General features: G+C 53.3%; 11 protein-coding genes and 1 tRNA gene. All 12 read right to left on the reverse strand.

Annotated elements, in window-relative coordinates:
- Positions 1-10 precede the first annotated feature (10 nt).
- Positions 11-1384, reverse strand: coding sequence for a nodulation protein NfeD (locus PLF13_08295; protein HOP07275.1), 1374 nt, complete (start codon positions 1382-1384; stop codon positions 11-13).
- 250 nt (positions 1385-1634) lie between these two features.
- Positions 1635-3221: an amidohydrolase gene (locus PLF13_08300; protein HOP07276.1), complete on the reverse strand. Its 1587-nt coding sequence runs from the start codon at positions 3219-3221 to the stop codon at positions 1635-1637.
- A complete protein-coding gene (gene selB / locus PLF13_08305; GenBank protein HOP07277.1) occupies positions 3196-5100 on the reverse strand; it encodes a selenocysteine-specific translation elongation factor in 1905 nt (634 codons plus the stop codon). Before selB ends, PLF13_08300 begins: the two co-directional genes overlap by 26 nt.
- 14 nt (positions 5101-5114) lie before the next feature.
- Positions 5115-6488, reverse strand: a complete 1374-nt coding sequence (selA, locus tag PLF13_08310) for an L-seryl-tRNA(Sec) selenium transferase (GenBank protein ID HOP07278.1) — start codon at positions 6486-6488, stop codon at positions 5115-5117.
- Positions 6470-7402 carry a M28 family peptidase gene (locus PLF13_08315; GenBank protein ID HOP07279.1) on the reverse strand — a complete coding sequence of 311 codons (933 nt, stop codon included), beginning with the start codon at positions 7400-7402 and terminating at the stop codon, positions 6470-6472. The genes selA and PLF13_08315 overlap by 19 nt, the downstream gene beginning before the upstream one ends.
- A 149-nt stretch (positions 7403-7551) precedes the next feature.
- Positions 7552-13572, reverse strand: a complete 6021-nt coding sequence (gene sprA, locus PLF13_08320; protein ID HOP07280.1) for a cell surface protein SprA — start codon at positions 13570-13572, stop codon at positions 7552-7554.
- 59 nt (positions 13573-13631) lie between these two features.
- On the reverse strand, positions 13632-14588 hold the full coding sequence (gene murB, locus PLF13_08325) for a UDP-N-acetylmuramate dehydrogenase (protein ID HOP07281.1): 957 nt from the start codon (positions 14586-14588) through the stop codon (positions 13632-13634).
- 123 nt (positions 14589-14711) lie between these two features.
- A complete protein-coding gene (locus PLF13_08330; GenBank protein HOP07282.1) occupies positions 14712-15065 on the reverse strand; it encodes a DUF1844 domain-containing protein in 354 nt (117 codons plus the stop codon).
- A gap of 42 nt (positions 15066-15107) precedes the next feature.
- A complete protein-coding gene (gene recG, locus PLF13_08335; GenBank protein ID HOP07283.1) occupies positions 15108-17195 on the reverse strand; it encodes an ATP-dependent DNA helicase RecG in 2088 nt (695 codons plus the stop codon).
- Between the two features lie 107 nt (positions 17196-17302).
- Positions 17303-17397, reverse strand: a tRNA-Sec gene (locus tag PLF13_08340).
- 192 nt (positions 17398-17589) lie between these two features.
- On the reverse strand, positions 17590-17916 hold the full coding sequence (locus PLF13_08345) for a GYD domain-containing protein (GenBank protein ID HOP07284.1): 327 nt from the start codon (positions 17914-17916) through the stop codon (positions 17590-17592).
- Positions 17917-18254: 338 nt separating this feature from the next.
- Entirely contained in the window at positions 18255-19406 is a 1152-nt protein-coding gene (locus tag PLF13_08350; GenBank protein HOP07285.1) for an ATP-binding protein, read from the reverse strand.
- Between the last annotated feature and the right edge of the window lie 95 nt (positions 19407-19501).

Consider the following 19501-nt stretch of genomic DNA (forward strand, 5'->3'; position numbering starts at 1 on the left):
CCTCCGTATGCTATGAGTTCGTCTTCCTGACAATAAGAGTCAATCCCTGGACCGCGACAACTTCGACCGTATCGCCCGGCGTAAGCGCCTGACGATCCTCGGTCCGGGCTTTCCAGAGAGCACCCTCGATATGGACCATATCGGGCCGACGCACCTCGGCCAACTGCCCGATCATGCCCTCGTTACCGACCACAACCTTGCGTCCGTGCGCCTTGATAACCAGCCAGATGACAACGGCAAAGGCAACGCCGACAACGATCGTGACGGTGATGAGGGTGGTCATAGAAACCCGCAAAGCGGGATCAACGGAATCTACCAGCATAAGCCCTCCAAGGAAAAAGGCAATAACGCCGCCGATGGTCAAAATGCCGTGACTGACCACCTTGATTTCGGCAATGAACAAAATGATCGCCAGCAAAATCAGCGCCACCCCGGTGTAGTTGATGGGCAGGGTCTGGAAGGCGTAGAGCGCCAGCAACAGTGAGATGGCTCCGACCACACCGGGCAATATCGCACCCGGATTGTACAACTCAAGCATCAGACCGAGGCTGCCGAGCGAGAAAAGAATCAGGGCGATATCCGGATCGGTGATCAACTCAAGCAGGCGATATATCCATGAGGTCGGGATTTCTTCGGTGTGAGTTTTATCGAGCTTCATGGTCTTTTTACCACCGGGCAGATCGGCTTCCCTGCCGTTAATCTGGCGAAGTAAATCTTCGATGTCCTCTGCCCGGAACTCAATTACACCCATTGCGAGCGCTTCGTTATCGGTGATCGAGACTGACTCCCGAACGGCGCGTTCGGCCCATTCGGCGTTGCGGCCGCGCTTCTCGGCGGCGGCTTTGATCTGCGCCACGGCATCGTTGGTAATTTTCTCGTTCATCACCGAGTCGACTTCCTGTCCCCCGCCTCCCACCGGATGGGCGGCTCCTATATTGGTCGAGGGAGCCATGGCGGCGAAATGTGAGGCGTAGGTGATATACACCCCGGCCGAACCGGCTCGTGCTCCCGACGGGGCGATGTAAGTACAAACCGGCACCGGGGAGTTCAGGATATTCTTGCAGATGGTCCAGGTCGGTTTGGTGAAACCGCCGGGCGTGTCCATGAAGATAACAAGCAACGCCGCGCCGTCTTCATCGGCCTTGTCGAGCGCATCCTCGATTCGGTCGCTGGTAACAGCACCGATAGCGCCGTCGATGGTCATGGTGTAGACCAGGGTGAGAGGATTGTCCGTATCCTCGCCTACGGTGACACTATCGACAACCCGAGTATCGGCAGCGGCGTCGATCTCGTCTTCGTTCGCGGCTCTTATTGCCTGGGAAATAATCGGACTAATGAGAAGCAAGAGCGCGAGCGGAATTAGAATGGTTGATCGTACTCGCATAGTTAAATTATGCCTTCTCGGTCAAGCATTGTCAAACAAAACCGGAACCCGAGATGCGGGGGGGCGTCATCAATTCGGAAGTTCCACCCGAGGCACCGAAAGAATGAAGATGGATTCCCGCCACCCACAAGCAAGGTGCTGATTATACCGCGGGATCGCAGGGATCCCGCGCTACGGGGCTCTATGTCAGAACCGCAAGGGTCCTGACCTACGAAGACTGCCGCCTACCAATCGGCGCGAGAAGACACTTCTACAAATGGAGCTCGTCGGTGGAGTATTTGACCTTACCGTCAAGCACTGTCGCCAGCGGGCGAACCTGTCCGATACGAGTAACAGCTACCTTCGTAATGTCATCGGACAACACCACAAAATCGGCCGGGTAGCCGGGCAACAAATAACCTCGTTCGTGCGCCTGACCGGCGGCAACGGCGGCTCCGACGGTGAAGGCTCGGACTCCTTCGGCGGCGGTGATGCGTTGCTCGGGATGGAGACAGTCGCTGGTGCCGGGACGCACACGTCGCACGGCGGCGGCAATACCGGTGATCGGATCGAGCGGTTCGATGGGGACATCGGAACCGAAAGCCATATCGAGTCCCTTATCGAGGAAAGTGCGAATGATATAGGCATTACGGCTGCGATTGCCCCAATACTTGCGAATCGGAGTTATGTCCAATGGGAAATGACAAGGCTGCATCGACAATACGACCCCCAGTCGTTTGATTCGGGCGATATCTTTGCGCCGTACCAGTTGAATGTGCTCGATACGGTGTCGCGCTCCGTTACTCAGCGGAGGAACTGATTCGAGCGCTTCGAGAACGTTGGAAACCGCTTTGTCGCCAATGGCATGAACGGCCAGTGGAAGTCCCGCTTTGGCTGCCAATCGGGCGATGCCGGCAATCTCACGCACACCGGTCACTTCGATCCCGTAGTCTCCGGGACGTCCGGCGTACGAGTCGAAACAAAGAGCGGTGATACTTCCCAGAGAACCATCGGCAAACACCTTGATGCCGGCGATGCGAAGCCAGTCGTTGCCGGCTCCGTAGCGGACCCCCTGCCTAACGACATTCTCGGCCAGGTCGGCTGTCGGATAGAAGTTGATCCGAAGTCCCAGCTTATCCTTTTCGGCCAAGTCGGCAAACCATTCGAAGCCCTCGGGGCCATCGAACGAATGTACGCCGGTGACGCCTTTTGAGTAAGCATACTCCAAAGCCTGTTTCCAATAACGCCGGATTCGTGATTCCGACAGAGGGGGAATCATGCCATAGACCGGATCGTAACCGGGACGTTCACGCAGGATGCCGGTGGGAACGCCCTGGCTGTCGCGTTCGATGCGACCGCCCTTCGGATCGAGACTGCGCGGACCGATATTGGCCTTGTTGAGAGCGCGGCTGTTGACCCAGGCAGAATGTTCATCCTTGGAGAAAATGAAGGCTGGACGACCGCCGGTTACCGAGTCGAGCATGTAACGATCCGGCTGTACGTTATCGACAAACCAGTTGGGACCATAGCCTTCCCCCACGACCCAGTCCCCCTTTTTGAGTTTGGCGGCATGGGCGGCGATCTTCTTGAGACAGGCGTCGACCGAAGTCAGTCCATGCAGAGAAACCATCGAAAGTGAGCGTGCAAAATAGAAGAAATGAGTATGGGCATCGACCAGACCGGGGACAACCGTGCGGCGGTTGAGGTCGATTTTTTCGTAGCCGGCGAACTCGGGATCGTGCTGAAGTCGTTTGCCGACCGCAACGATCCGCCCGCGATTGAACGCCAGCGAGTCGGCCGAGACACCCTCGGCCTGGGTATAAATGCGGGCGTTATAAATCAAACTCTTCGTCTTCAAAGCGCTCTCCTTTGATCCGCCGGTCGCCGTCGCGCCGGGTAAATTTGAGCCGGTCGGTCTCTTCCAGAACCGGGATAGCGAACTTGCGCGTCAGTCCAAAACGATCCTTAAGAGCCGCCACGGTCAACTCACCGTTTCGGTTCAACGCCTCGCGAATGAATCGCACCAGTTCTTTCCAGACAGTCGCGGCAAAAACGAACTCAGCGCCGCATTTGTGGCCTTCCTCGGCCTCAAGGATATATTTGATTGCCTCACGCGCTTCCTTGTCGAGCTTCACCAGATCCGGCAAACGCGGAGGGGTGTAGGGATTCTCCGTAATTTGCTTCAGGATATCATCGTGCAGTTGCTTGACCTTCCCCTTGAGACTCATGCCGCGCCCGACCAGATTGAGCGTTTCACCGGAACGCACGAGTATCCCTTCGCTGAGCATGTATTCTATCAACATCTCGGCACGCGGTTCCGGCATGCGTGATATCTGAATCATCTGGTCGCGCGGGATCCCTTTGAGATGAGAGCGTTCATCGAGGAACGCGAGCAAATGTTTTTTCATCGCTTCGACCGCGGTTTCCATCGTAGATCGATGGTAAATCATATCCCGAAACACCCCGACCGTTCGATCCTGAACCAGCGCTTTGATCTCACGCTGCACTTTTTTATCCGAGATGGCGGCGTTGTGCAGCAGTTCTCGTTTGTCGACCGCCAGTCGTTTTTCCAGCTCGCTGATTATCAACGTTCGTAAATCACCGTCACGCTGTTCCAGGTAGCGATATTCTTCTATACTTCGCATGCGAGGGAAATGCGGCAGATGGTCGATAATACGACCGCCCCCAAGAGTAACCATCGGGGTAGGCAGACGAACGATGAAGCGGTCACCGATTAAACTTAAAACCGGTTCGTCCGGTTTGAAAAACAGGATACCGCTCTCCCCGGCTTTGAGCGTACGACGACGATACAGGCGTATCTCGCCCTCGACTTCGGTAGCACCGGTTATGAACACCACACGGCGACGGTTCGTCAGTGCCAGTTTGGCTTCGGGAATGAGTTCCACGGACAAAGCCAGGACCTGGTTGTCGCGAAAGAACGCAATCGACTCACGAGTCATGACAACACCACCCCGGACCAATTGCTCCTTGTCAACTCCCGAAACGGACACAGCCGTGCGTTGACCCGGAAGAGCTTGTTCGACCTCGGTGTCGTTGGCTCGAAGCGAACGTATTTTACCGCTGGTTCCGGAGGGCCAGATCGTCACCGACTGTCCGACAGAAAAGGAGCCATCGCGTAACGTGCCGGTCACGACGCCGCCGATTCCGAGCAGAACGAAAGAGCGGTCGATGTATAGACGGGCTTTGTCGATGTCTTTTTCCGCCGCCGCTTCATCCGCGAGGTGGTCGATATGTTCGGCTAGTTTGTCGATACCTTCGCCGGTCTGAGCCGAAACACGGAAAATCGGAGCTTCGGCCAAAAACGATCCGGCGGTTTTATCACGGATGTCCGCCTCCAGCAGATCGATCCAGTCGGGATCGCCAACCAGGTCGATTTTGTTGATAACGATTATGCCCCGCTCAATTCCGAGCAATCGGACAATCTGGAAATGCTCCTGGCTCTGCGGCATCCAGCCGTCATCGGCTGCCACGACCAGCATAACGACATCGATTCCCCCCGCCCCGGCGATCATGTTTTTGACAAAGCGTTCGTGACCGGGGACATCGACAAAAGCGATCTCCCGGCGCTGATCGTGCATGCGAAAGGCAAAACCGAGATCGATGGTCATACCGCGTGCTTTTTCTTCGGGCAATCGATCCGGGTCGGTACCGGTCAAACGGCGCACGATAGCGGACTTGCCGTGGTCGATATGTCCTGCCGTACCAATGATGAGCATATTCGCAGATCGTTCTATTTCAGAATCGTACGTATCGCTTGCGTCAGAATCGGAAGGTCTTCGAGATCAACCGTCTTGATATCCAGTACGAGTCGATTGTCCTGAATACGACCGATGATCGGCGTCGGTTGTTCGCGCAATTTACGAATCAGGCCGGTCGCGTTGTAGTCGGGTGAGAAGACGATGCCGACCGAGGGAATCGCTGATTCGGGCAATGACCCGCCACCCATGAAAGCATCCGTCGCCTCGACCGATAATCCGGGGGGATTACCTAACTCCGCAAGAACGGCTTTGCCCCTTTTGTACAACTCCGATTCCGGAACTTTTACTTTGGCCCAGAGCTTGATTTCTTCGTCATGACGGCCGTTCAGGTAGATCGTGAACAACTTCTCAAGCATCGAATAGATAATTTTATCCACCCGGACAGTGCGGAATAACGGATTACGTTTGATCTTGTTGACCAATTCGGTACGACCGACGATCAAACCGGCTTGAACCCCTCCAAGCATCTTGTCTCCGGAGAAACAAGTTAAATCGGCTCCAGCACGAACCGAGTTCTGGACACTGGGTTCATCATAGCCGATCAACTCACGCGTCGAGATCAATACCCCGGAGCCAAGATCGTTGACCACCGCCACCCCATGCTCGCGACCGATTCGGACCAATTCTGATAGATCGGCCTCCTCGGTAAAACCGGCCTGAATGAAATTGCTCTTGTGGACTTTCAGAATCAGCGCCGTGCGTTCATTGATTTCATTAAGGTAGTCTTTGGCGTTGGTGATGTTGGTTGTACCGACTTCACACAAACGCGCCCCGGAACGCCGCATGATATCGGGGATGCGAAAACCACCGCCGATCTGAACCAGCTCGCCTCGGGATACGACCACCTCGCGGCGATTGGCGAGAGAATTCAGAATAAGCAACAGAGCGGCGGCATTGTTGTTAACGACACAGGCGGCTTCGGCGCCGGCAAGCGAGGCGAGGTATTTTTCACAGGCGATGCCGCGCTTGCCGCGAACCCCGCGATGAAGATCGAATTCGATATTGCCGTACCCGGTAACCGCTTTTTTAACTTCATCGAACAATTCCATCGGCAGCGGCGCACGCCCGAGATTGGTATGTATTACAATTCCAGTGGCGTTTATCACACGAGTTATTTCGGCGCGTTTCATAGCCGCCAGCGCACGTTCGATCGTGCGATGCAACTGCGACAGCGTCAACTCCTGCCCCGCCTTCACCTGTTCTTTAGCCGCAGCTGTCTCCTGTTTGACAATCTCCGCTGCTATCGGACGCGGCACCTCGGATATTGCCGTCTGAAGGGCCGGGCTTTGAAGCAACTCTTCGATAGCGGGGAAATCACGCAGTTTTTTTATTTCAGTTTTGGCCATAAGTTCGGTCTATAAATCACTTCCATCAGAACACGTCCGACATTCTCCAGCGCCTTCGAGGAGCATTTATCGGGGGTGTCGAATTCTGTATGCCAATAGGGATAATCGAAATCGATCAGATCTATACAGGGGACGCCAACGGCGTTGAACGAGGTATGATCGTCGTAAACGGACTCGCTCACACTGTCCATGAAAGTTTTTATTCCCTGTTCGTCGGCGATCTCCCAGATCATATCGTTCAGTTGCTTGCAATAGGTCTCTGAGAAACCCTCACGCGGGATGGACTGGTCGGCATCGCCGATCATATCAACCACGATCCCGAAACGATAGCGTCCCCGGATGCCCTGTCGGGCGAATTCCTTCGATCCCAGCATGTAGTAATCCAGATGTCCGGGGCGTCCCCAGTCTTCACCGTCAACCAGGATCAAATCAACCGCTGCCGGCGGCGGGGCGTCCGATAGAGCATTGGCCAGTTCCATAAGTACGGCCACACCGGAAGCACCGTCATTGGCGCCGTCAATCGGTTGCATGCGGCGACTGCTGTCGGTGGCGTATTCGGCAATGGGGCGGGTGTCCCAATGAGCCAACAGAGCGATCCGGCCTCGATCGGAATCGGTTCCCGGGACTGACACGATAAGGTTGACCAGAGGAATGTCATGGCCCGAATAAGGATCTCTGAAGTAGAAGGACTGTGAGTCCACGGACAAATTAAGACTGTCGAAGAAATCGACGAAGTATTCTCGACAAACGCGCCAGGGTTCCGAACCGGGCACGCGTGGTCCAAAAGCAACCTGTTGTTCGAGATAAGTAAATGCTCGTGTCCCGTTAAAAACGGGCACCGGCCCACTGTCCCCGGTACAGGCGAACATGATTATCGCCAATAAAAGACATGAAATAACAAATACATTTCTCATAAGGTCAATCTCTCGGAATACCGCAAACAAGTCAATTGAAAATAACCTGCAGGTAAAGGCAGCCTCTCCTTAAAGGTCAATGGAAATACCGTTAAGGTCAAGTCACGGAAACCATTTTGATGGACTGATAGAGAATAGCAGATATGAGCTTAGAAGCGTAACTCCGCCCAAAGCTGTAGTTCACGTACGTGACTCTTACGATGACTGGTAGCATCGTTCGAATCCTGCCAGCGCATCGTGAGGCCGCCGTTTACCTGCTGACTGAAGGAGTATTTGGCTGAAGCGGACCAGGTCATATCGGATTTGTCGCTTGACGGCGCCCATTTGCCCGTGCTTTGAGTATACGTTTCAGACAGAGACGAATTAAATGTGGCGCGAAGCTGGATTGACATCTGCGAGTTGAACTTCATTTTACCGAATAGCGGAATCCCGATCCCCCCGGGTGCCGAGAAAGAATAACTGGTTGAGAAATCAAGCGACTTCTTTGAAGATTTGGTTATCTTTTCAGACTTACCCGAGGCCAGGTTGAAGTTCTCGTTGCGATCTCTGGTCAGAGTGTATTTAGTCGTCAGGGTCAATTTCCGGAACACCTTGAAATTGAACGAAATCAAAGGGCTGTAGCTGATCGACTCGCTCGTGGAGGTAGTGTGTCCGGCGTCGAGGTCGATAGTTTCTCGCGTTGAGCGACTATAGCCGGTCCGGGGATCGAATACCTCAATGAGTTTATTTACAACTCCTCTTATGATCGGCAGTTTCTCGAAACGAGCGATACGGATGGTTAAAGTCGGCCATTTCGTACTAATCTTCTCGTAACGGCTGGAGGTCGTGATCAGATCACGCGTAACAGAACGGGAGTATTTAGCGTCTACGGACAATCCACCCAGGAAGGTGAAGCCGCTCCCCAGATTAGAAGTTTCGCCTTCGGAAGCACTCGGCGAGCGAGTTGCCGTAACGGTATCGACATCAGGATAGTCTTCAAGTCCGAAACGATGCGCCCAACTCGGTCGCGTGACCATACCGGGAAGCTGATTGCTGAAGTTTTCAGAATAACCGTAAGTCGGGGCTTTGATCCAACCGGTCAGGAAACGTAGTACGGACAGCGCCGGATCGTAAAATGGCTTTCCGCTCTCTTCCTGTTGTTTTTCCGAACCGGACCGGGTACTGGCACGTCGACCGCGGAAACGGCGCTGTCCACCGGAGGAATTCCCCCCGAACAACTTAATGTGATCAAAAGTACCGGTAACACCCATGTCACGAGAGAGCTTACCTAAGAGCGACTCCGAAGATTTATCATACGTGTCGCTGTAGTTGGCTTTGTAACTAAAGCTCGTGGAAAGGAATTCGAACAGTTTCGGATCATAGGTGGCGCTGAACGCCTGAGTATAACTGGTTTCGAGACCGAGTTTGAGATTCTTGAGACTCCAGTTCACCAGGCTGAGGTCGCTCAGATCTCGCTTCGTCGTATAACGATAGGTGGTTTTAAAATTCTGGAATAAGTTATAACTTATGTCCATCGACCCAACCAGGTCTCGTTTTAGCGATGAACGCCGGTTATAATTGACATCGTCCGAGATACTGGCATTCCGAGTATATGTGGCCGAAAGACTCCAGCGAGTCGGATAAAGTCCCAATTCGGTCTCTGAAACCCGCCGGGCTATCGGAATCCATTTGGTCCAGAAGAAAATCGACAAAGTCGGGGGCGTCTTCATGGACAAATCAAATCCGGATTTCACCGAGATGTTTTCACCGAAAGAGTAGGGTGCGGTCGGTGATGTCGAAAGCGTTCGCCGGTATGAAACGCTAAGGTCCTGTCGATTCAGAAACAGGATAAACAGCAGGTTTTTGCCCTTGTAGGCGAATTTTTCGGAAATCGTGAAATTCCGCGTCTCCGAGACAGATTTCTCCTGCTCACGTATCTCATCCGGCAACACGATATCAGACGACGTTCTTAGCAGCGGGATCGTAGTTGACTTGCTGTAGCTGTATGAAATGGGGATGTTGGCGCCCCAGAACTTAGGCATGAAACGGTCGACGTTAAAAGTCACATTCCAGTTGTACGATGTCTGGGTTTTACCGCTCCCAAGATTGTTGCCGCTACCGCCACGAGTCGCCGTCGAAACCGAACGGAAATAAGGGTCCTGCGTCTGATAGCCAAAACGATAAGTGAACAGGTCAGCTAAATTGCCGTTAACCGAAATACGCGCGGCGGTACCGACATCGTTGCGCACATCGGTTACACGCAATTCATCGACCCAGATATTTCCGGTTGCCCCTCCAACCGTGTCGGCCAAGTTGCGATTAGCGACACCGATAACGAAATACTTGATTTCGCTCAAATTGGGATAACCCAATACGCGATAGTTGCCGCTTTCCCCGTCGATTTCAGTCTCATCATCGGGCAGGTTGCGAATCAACGAGTCCTTCACCGCCGTCAATTCGTTGAAATCGATATCGATATCGTTGCGGCTGTCCCAGCCGGGGTAAACTGATTTACGGACCTCATAGAAATTGGCCGAATCCTGCCCGATCCGCATGAACAAACCTACCTGCTGATCTCCGTTGGGATCCGTGATAATACCATCGCCGCCGTGAACGTACATCTCCATGTGGCGGTAACCGGAATAAGTCTCGACCTCCGACAGCACTTTCGTAGCCAGACAGGTATCGAAGAAATTCAGATTCTCAAAATGCAATAAAAGTCCGCGTTGCGCTTCCGTCAGACCGGTGCTGGGATCCGTGTATGCCTCCACTTCGGGTGGCGGCGTATACGTACCGTCTTCCTCGCTGACCGATGCCACAACGAATCTTGTCTTATCATCATCAGCAAGATCACGACTGCGATCGTGGACATCGACCGAGTCCGCCCAATTGGACTGAACGAAATACCAGCCGGCGACCTCGATCGTATCCGGAATGAGGCTGTAGGTAGTATCCTCGAACCAGACTCTCACGTGAGTTATATTGGCCCAATTGGGGTCGGTACTGCCGTCGCTGACTTCCTGATCGAGAATGGTCGTGTCGCGAATCGGAATACGATAAGTCCGCCAGGGATTATCGGCGCCTCCTTTTTCGGAGCCCTCGACAAGGAATTCGGCATCATCGTCCAGATCGATCACGAAGGAGAAATAGGCGTTGGTCCAGTTGAACCCCGAGACCGAGGATAGTTGTTCCTCGTCGGGACGGCCCTGTACTGAGGGATCGTTCATGTTACCTTCGGTACCGTTGATCCATTCGTAGCGGATCGATTCATCGTCCCAATTGATTAGATTGCACTCATTGCTCGGAAGCGGGCATTTGCCGTCACCCTCGAAATACCAGTTATCACCGTTGGGGTCGACATTCACCCCCGGGATGTAGTTCGGTTCCTGATAATCGAACAGGGTATCCAGACCGCGGTCTTCCTCCGTTTCCAGAGAGCTGTTCTCCAGCACCATATCCTCGGTGTTCTGGGCGCCGTCGCTGTTGGCGTCTTCAGAGATACGTCCGAAATCGAAATGCAACTTACCGCGTTTCGAACCTCGCATACGGATTTCAAAAAGCTGCACGCGGTCTTCATCGACGCCGGAGAAACGCCGCATGATACCGCCCCAGCTATGGTATTGACCGGCCAACGTATCGAGCACCAGCGCCGTGGTGTCCTCGTTGACACTAACCGCAACACTATCGTGTCGAGGTCGGAAGATAAACTTCATGGTACGCAGGGAGCCTTCGCCGCGTCCGATATCGACATCATAAACATCCTGGGTCAAAACGGCGTCGCGCGGCTGGAACCAAAGCACCTTACCCCGCAGGTAATTGCCGACATCGATATGTTCCGGAGGGGAGGCCAACTGCCATGAAGTACGGCTGACACCCAGCGACAACTGCTCCAGGGCGGATTCGAAATCATCCACATAAGCCACTCCGTCCACGTTGGGATTCGGGTGTGACTGAGCGACTTCTCCGGAAATAGTGATACCCGAGGCCTGTTTCGTATTCAATAGCGGCAGGGCATCCACAAAAGAAGTAAGGAAGTTCGGTCTCAATTTAAGCGTGGCATCGACATCGTATACCAACATTTTTGAGGTCTCTTCACCGACTCGAGGCTTACGCTCCTGAGCCTGGTCGGATTTGTACAAGACCGTGCTGCCGAAAGACAGGTCCTTGCTCCATTCATATTCAGCTCTGGCTCCAAACAGAGTTTTCTTTTGCAAACTCAGGAACGGCGCATATTCGTAATCGATGCTGATGTCGGCGTTAGGATCAAGGGCTTCTTCGGATTTAAGGGTCACGCGTCCGAAATTATAATCGATGTCGTAGTCCGTTCCGCGAGTAAGCGTATGACCGTTTACAGTAATGCGCTCTGATCCATCGATAATGTTCGGCTTATCGAGTGAGATTACACTCGAACGGTCTTTGGAGATAATTCGAATGAAATAGCGGCTGGCCTCTTGTTGAGAGGTAGTCGAGTAATAGCTGTAAATATCAGGGACTAGCTCATCGAGTTTCTGAGTGACACGTCCAAGGCTGTCGGAAAACGTACGTGTAGAATTAAAGGGTTCTCGTTCGGGGAAGATGATCAACCCCCACTCCGGACGGAATATCTCCACACGATCGTCAATAACTCCATCCGGGATCTTACCACTCGTCGTATTGTACTGGTCCAGTCCCAGAATTTCCAGATAACTCTGGGTTTGGTTGCTCTGTTCCTGGTAATCCTTGATACTGGTCGTCTTCTCGGTTCCGGCATTGCCCTTGTAAATCGTAACCGTGAGACCGTCAATCGAAGCTCCGCGGGTGATATCGTAGCAGTTCCGCCACATCAATTGCCAGGTCTGATTATCGGGATCCTGGTTGTAGGGACGAATCAATTTAAGGCGATACGGTTCGGCGACAATCGATCCCAGCGTATCGATCGTGCCGTTCACCCGCTTGACGACCATCCAGACACCAAACGCTTTATAGGCACGAGTAGTGGTAAAAACCATGTAATGCAATCCCCGCTTGGTATCGTTGAAGAAAGTATAGCGGGTGGGATCAACCTCTTTAACACGGATAGAAGTCATCCGTTCTGCCGTAAACTTGGTGGTATCGTTGGGATACACGTACATATCGGCATTGTATGCTTCCAGGTTGTCGTCGTCGGTTTCCTGTTCGAACACGAATAGATTGGTGACGACATCGGCCGAGTCCAATTCCCCTTCGAGGCCAAGATCAAAAATCCTATCCACCGCGTATTCGTAATCACGGACATCGTCCGCCGATTCCTCACCCGTCGGCGAGAATGTGGCCTGGTCGGAAGTACCCTTCTCCTGAGAAGCAATAGCCGTGAGGCTCAGATTGCCGATCTGCGCCTCGGTCTTGATACCGAAAAGACCGGTAATTCGTGAGGAATAACCGACGAACTGGGTGTTGGGAAGATTCAGGTTGGTGTTACCGGCCTCAATGGTCTTGAGAATATCGTCCTCGTCTCCCTTGTAACGAATCTGTATTCGATTCTCCAGGGGGATATCGGTCTGGCTGTCCTGAGAAACCTTAACCGATATCTTGGAACCGATAGTTCCGGTGATATCGAACCGCGATATCTGCTCCATGTTGAGCGAGGGGAACTTGCTCTGGCTGTAAGTATCGCTCTCGGAAGCATCCGTCCATTGCGAACGGCCGGAGAAGGTGATGCGTCGATAGCCGGAAACCGTCAGGCCGGCGCCGCCCTCTCCGAAGATAGCGTCCAGGCGCTTCGGCAGTGCGACCTTGATTCCCAGTCCGCGATCTTCTTTGCGGCGGCCTGAGTCGGTCATCGCCCTTTTGGAAACGCTTCTTCTGCTGTCACTAAGACTCTTATCGAGACGATAGTGCATGTATTCATCGGCATCAACCGAGACTGGGATGAGATCCTTGGAGTCTCTCCCTATCCGGGCATACTGCTGCACGAATGTCAAACTATGATCGGCGAAACTGGCTCGGTTCAGCTTCGGCTCATAAGGGCGTTCCCCGATCACCTCGGGATTAGGTTTAGCTCCGAGAGCAATCGAGAAATCTTCATTACTGGACTGATAAGGAGTAATGTAAGAAGGCGGCCAGTCAAGGGTAGCCTCAAAACGACCAAAACCGTGGGCCGGGCATACTAAAAGGACCAGTGCACCCGTCACGGCAACGGCAAAAGCAGCAAGATGTTGGAGCGTACTTCTCAACGTCGGTAAAACACCGCAATTCAACTCAGTTTTTTATCAACAGTCGATAGAAGTCCTCCTTAAGGTTGGAATGATCCTAGACGTATTATTTCTTCCTCTAAGGTTATACCAAACTTATCGAGAACTTTCTTCCTTAAAATATCGGCTAAATCGGAGATATCCTTCGAGGAAGCGTTCCCGGTATTCAGAATAACATTAGCATGTTTTTCGTATACAATTGCGCCGCCGACCTTGAGGCCCTTGGCGCCCACTTCTTCCAACAGCTTTCCGGCCGGAAGTTTACCGTAAGGCTGGCTTTCGTCCGGTATATTTTTGAAGAAACAGCCGGCGCAAAGCCCATCGGGTGGAAACTTAACTTCTCGGATTTTCCAAATCCGGTCGACTTCCGCCTGAATCACTTCACGCTTGCCCGGTTTCAGCTTAAACCGAGCAACGACAACTATTTCCCCCGTCTTCTTAAGATACGAATCTCGATAACCAAAGCGACAATATTCTGCATCTACCCGGTGGTTTTTTCCTTTACGGTCAACCAAATCGAGATCCTGCAACAACGATCCTATCTGTCCCCCGTATGCACCGGCGTTGCCGTAAATAGCTCCGCCAACAGTCCCCCATATACCTGAGGCAAATTCCAGGCCGGTCAATGAATGATCCGCGGCGAATTGCACCAGCGACATCAAGTCCTCTCCCGACCCAACCTCTATGACATTACCCGGCAACACCTTAATACCACGAATTGCCACTTTGATAACCAGTCCCGGATATCCCTCATCGGAAATCAACAGGTTCGATCCACCCCCGAGAAGGAAACTGTCAATACCAACTTCCGCAGCCGTAGTCACAGCCCGGGATAGTTCTTCGGGAGATGTGCAGGAGATAAAAAAACGAGCCTTGCCGCCGGTCTTAAAACTGGTCAAGGGAGCCAGCGGTTTGTTCAACTCGAAGCGGTCGCCAAGACATTCCCGAAGCCGTTCAGCAACAGCGTCGAGAGCGGCATTGTTGGGAGAATTCGCCATATACAGCAATAATATACGCAGAGATCCGGCAAAAACAAGGCAATACCTGCCGGATATTTGTAGCATTCGGAATCAACTTCGAGAACAGGCCAAAAATCAGGATTTGTCATCCTTTGAGTCTGATTAATCTGAAGTAGTCTGCCCCGCTTGAGATTCTTCCTCCGGGGAGGCTTCGGCTTTGTTTTCTTCGGATTCAGACTCATCCGTATCCGACTTTTTGCTTTCATCGACGAAGTTCATCCGCAGTTCGTAGAGAGCATGTTGGAGCAGTTTATTTTCAGTGTCGGTGAGGTTACCTGAGGTTTTCTTTTCAAGCATACCCAGGAGGTCAATAGTCGCCTGGGCCATCGGCAAGTTACGTTCCACCTTACCGGTAAACGGATTGGCGACCTTCCCCAATTGCTGCATCGCTCCCGCCTGGAGCGAGATAACCATTTGCATAAAATGCGGGTCCATTTCAGGGACATCGGCGCTCATGTATAGCTCCTGTCAGAATGATCTTTAAAAGTTATGTAATCATCAGCCGCCGCCGAGATCACGGCGATGCGGCCGGGTGCTGATCTTGAGATAGTTATACAAACGACGGCCCTCGCTGTCAAGGTTGCCCATCGACTCGAACAGCCGTGCCAGCACCTTTCGTGAGGCTTCGATCAAATCGCGGTCGGCGGACAAACGGGCGATCTGCAACTCGGGCAACCCGGACTGTCGTACGCCGAACATCTCCCCCGGTCCGCGCAGTTCCAGGTCGGCCTCTGAAATTTCAAAGCCGTCCACGGTCGAAGCGAACCTGGTCAGACGCTGACGGGCGACGTCCGATAGACGGCCGTGCGCCAGCGCTACCAGCGTCGCCTGTTTTTGGCCGCGACCGATGCGACCGCGCAATTGATGCAACTGCGCCAGGCCGAATCGTTCGGCGTGCTCGATCACCATCAGGGTGGCGTTGGGATTGTCAATACCGACCTCGATCACCGTCGTAGCCAGCAAGACATCAATCTCCCCCGCCTTGAACGCCGCCAGGGTACGATCTCGCTCGGTCGGTTTCACGCGACCGTGAACGATGCCGAGCTTCACCTCTTTCAGAGCGCCCTCGGCGAGCGCCGCCGCGGATTCTTCAAGCGACTCGAGATCGCTGTTCTCGGATTTCTCGATCGTAGGATAGATGATATAAGCCTGCCCGCCTTTTTTTACGTCGTCGACCACAAACTGCATCACCTTGTCGCGAACATCGGCCGGTCGCCAGACGGTACGGACCGGTTTACGACCCGGCGGCAGAGTGTCGATGGTTGAGATATCGAGATCACCGTAAAGAGTCAGCGACAGGGTGCGCGGGATCGGCGTAGCGGTCATGACGAGCAGATCGGGATGGTCTCCCTTGGCATGGAGGCGGGCGCGTTGTTCCACCCCGAAACGGTGTTGTTCATCGATGATCACCAGCCCGAGTTTGGCGAATTGAACGCTGTCGTAAATAAGGGCGTGGGTGCCGAACAGGATTTTGGTTTCGCCCGAGAGACAGGCCTCGACCACGGCTTTCTTCTCAGCCGCTTTCAGCGAGGAAGTAATCAAACCACATGGCACGCCGAGCTTATCGAGCGGCTCACTCCAGTTAGCAAAGTGTTGTTCGGCGAGAATTTCAGTCGGCGCCATGAAAGCGGTCTGGAGACCGTTCTCAACGGCGTACAGGGCGGCGATAATCGCCACAACGGTTTTACCGCAGCCGACATCTCCCTGGAGCAATCGCGACATGGGCCGGTCGACTTGAAGATCGGCGACTACTTCGTTGACCACCTTCTTCTGACCGGTCGTGAGTTGAAACGGCAGGGCATCCTTGAACTGCCGCAGCAGGTTGCCGGGAGGTGCATATTGATTTGTCCGTGAGACGGTCGTTCGGCGGCTGCGATTGCCGAACACGAGGAACTGGAATTGCAGCAGTTCATCGAACGCGAGCCGTCGACGACAACGCTCAATCTGGTCGCGGTCGTCGGGGAAATGAATTTGCCTGATCGCCTCGTGCAGCGGCGGCAACCGGAACTCGGCGAGCGTGGCGGGAGGTAAAGGGTCGGCAATCTTCTCGACCAGGTTCTCGAACACGAATGCGGTCGTCCGCCGCATCCCCTTGCTCCCCATGCCGACTTTTTTAAGCTCGGCCGTCTGGGGATAAACCGGAATGATACGTCCGGCGTGGATCATCTGGTCAGTGTCGTCGTCAAGGCGTTCGAGGTCGGGGTGAAGCATCTGATAACCCATGAAGTAGCCAACCGTACCGGTGGCGGCATATACCTGGCCCTTCTGGAACGTCTTCTCCCAATACCTGATACCGGCGAACCAGAGGAGCGAAATCGCGCCGGTTTTGTCCTGGAGGATGACCTCGTAACGTTTGCGTTTGCCGTAGAGAATGCCGTGCGCCTTGACCGTGCCGATGATGGTTACCTGATCGTCGACCTTGAGTTGACCAATGGGGGCAACATTGGTGCGGTCGAGATAATGGCGGGGAAGGAACATGAGCAGGTCGTGCACGCAATGCAGGCCGTGCTTCGCCAGCACGTCGGCCTTGCGCGGGCCGACGCCCTTCACGTATTGCAAAGAAGAGTCGAGTTGCAGACTAGCCACGCCTAATGGTGGTCGCTCGGGGGACAATAGTCAATGACAAAGTTGCTTGAGGATAGCTACATCATCACGAGGAGTTTTGCTATGTAGGGGGATTTCCAATAAAAAAAGCGGAAGGGGTGGGAATCGAACCCACCGGGGACAATGCGATTGCCCCCCTCACGGCTTTGAAGGCCGGGACCGCCACCAGACAGCATCCGCTTCCGGCGCCAATATAAGCATACGTATCCTCGTATGCAATACCGTCTGTTTGCCAGGGTAGCGATCCCGGCGGAGATGGTGGTTTTTTGCGCGGGGCTCAGGTTTTTCCGGTCGTCCTCGTAGTGCAGGTCTCTCCGAGACCTGCCATGTCGTCGTTATAATCGCTACGAAGACCACTCACGCGAGCAATCGATTGTTAACTGATTCCTTCCATGACCTCCCTGGCCAGACGTTCCAGGTTTTTCTCCGGGATGGCGGTCCAGGATTCCACCATGTAATCACAGCTCGCGGAGCAGATCATCGAGACCTTGGCGGCGGTCTCCTCGTCGGGCGCCTCGTAGATGTCCATGAAATCCCAGCCACCGAGTAGTGCATAACTGGCCAGGAATTTGACTTTCGGACAGGTCTCCCTGACCTTCTTCATCCACACCCGACGGCTACGCCCGGTTTTCGCGCCGGACATCATTTCAGCCAGCCTTGGCGATTGGGGGCATAGTTTTGACATGAGTACAAAGGTTCTCATAACCGGCCTCCTTACTTCGACCGGGTAGCCGTGCGCACCCATGATAAAACGAGATTACCCGGGTCCGTCGGTTCACCCGGTTGCGATTTTGAATGACATTCCCTGACTTGCCTGATCCTATAATCAATATAGCGATTGATACAATTTATGCAGCTGTTTTCTTGTGAAGGATGTTTTAGAAATGCGACTGCCGGTGATTAAAGAGGATATATCTTGGCGGGACCGGCCAAAGAATCGTGATATGGAGCAAACGAGGACATCTGCCGCCCACGAAATAAAACAACCATGTCAGGTTGCAAGCATGTAACCTGACCTACTATCTCACACTGGCATCAGTGTCAGCATTTCTTATGCAACAGATCCAGAAACCAGGGTAAATTGCATGAAGCCCGATGATCGTTGCCGCTCGATTGTCTTGTCTGCGACACCAGAAAACGCCGAGAGGCATTGATCATATCGGCGGTCTTGTCCAGCCGTTTCATGTCCTCGGAACATGGCGATGAAGATAATTTTACTTCAACGGCCCAAGACTCCGTTCCGAAATCCAGAACTAAATCTAACTCATGTTGATCGCTGGTTCTGAAATAGTAGGCATCGAAGTTCCTCCCGTGTAAGTTCAGTTCACCAAGCACCTGCTCTATAACGAAACCTTCCCAGCTTGCGCCTACCCATGGTTGATTTAGCAAAGTTCGTTTATCCGGTACATTCATGAGAGCATGAAGCAGACCGCTGTCGCGCCAATATATTTTGGGGCTTTTAACCAGTCGCTTTCTGATGTTGACCTGATATGGACGAAGCCGACGAATCAGGAAGGCGCCTTCGAGGTAGTCGAGATAGTTATTAACCGTCTTGTAAGTAAGTCCCAGGCTCTGCCCTACTTGCGAAGCATTCCATATCTGACCGTGCAAGGCGGCAAGCATGCGTATCATGCGGTCAGTTGTTTGGGGTTTTGCCGATAAACCCCACGAAGGCAGATCCCGCTGAGTCAACAACGATAAATAATCCACCTGCCATCGAGGATATTGCTTTGGGGCCAAAATCCCACCATCGGGATAGCCACCGTAGAGCCATAGGCGGTCTCGAGAGGCTTTCGTATTAAGCTCAGTCATAAGCAGTGGTGTCAACTCGACTAACGACAAACGACCGGCCAACGATTCGGAAACCTGAACCATTAGCGACGGCGATACCGATCCAAGCAGGAGGAAACGACCCTTACGTTTGCGATCCCGGTCGATAGCTCCGCGCAGCCGAGTGAAGACCTCGGGCCAGGATTGAGCTTCATCAAGAATCACCAGGTCCTTTCCCGACACTAACGTATCCCAGTCAAGGTCCAGACGAAGGCGTTCGGATTCCTGTTCCAGATCAAAATAGATTCCAGCCAGACTCCGAGCCAGAGTCGTCTTACCGCTCTGACGGGGTCCGACCAGCGCTACTGACGGATATGCTTCCAAACGTTCCAGAAGCTGTTGTCGTATTTTTCGATGTATCATTTCTTGCAAAATAGAATTCTATTTCTAATTTGCAAGAATTTTATTTAGCTGTAAGAGACTTCTATCCTAGACCTGAAGGAAGTTTTCCGCTTAAG

It is taken from the genome of Candidatus Zixiibacteriota bacterium, assembly GCA_035380245.1.
Taxonomy (GTDB): domain Bacteria; phylum Zixibacteria; class MSB-5A5; order GN15; family FEB-12; genus DAOSXA01.

Coding starts and splice junctions, on each gene's coding strand:
- PLF13_08350 (HOP07285.1), bottom strand. CDS start 19,406: ATGATACATCGAAAAATACGACAACAGCTTCTGGAACGTTTGGAAGCA.
- selB (HOP07277.1), bottom strand. CDS start 5,100: ATGCTCATCATTGGTACGGCAGGACATATCGACCACGGCAAGTCCGCT.
- selA (HOP07278.1), bottom strand. CDS start 6,488: ATGGCCAAAACTGAAATAAAAAAACTGCGTGATTTCCCCGCTATCGAA.
- murB (HOP07281.1), bottom strand. CDS start 14,588: ATGGCGAATTCTCCCAACAATGCCGCTCTCGACGCTGTTGCTGAACGG.
- PLF13_08295 (HOP07275.1), bottom strand. CDS start 1,384: ATGCGAGTACGATCAACCATTCTAATTCCGCTCGCGCTCTTGCTTCTC.
- PLF13_08345 (HOP07284.1), bottom strand. CDS start 17,916: ATGAGAACCTTTGTACTCATGTCAAAACTATGCCCCCAATCGCCAAGG.
- PLF13_08330 (HOP07282.1), bottom strand. CDS start 15,065: ATGAGCGCCGATGTCCCTGAAATGGACCCGCATTTTATGCAAATGGTT.
- PLF13_08315 (HOP07279.1), bottom strand. CDS start 7,402: ATGAGAAATGTATTTGTTATTTCATGTCTTTTATTGGCGATAATCATG.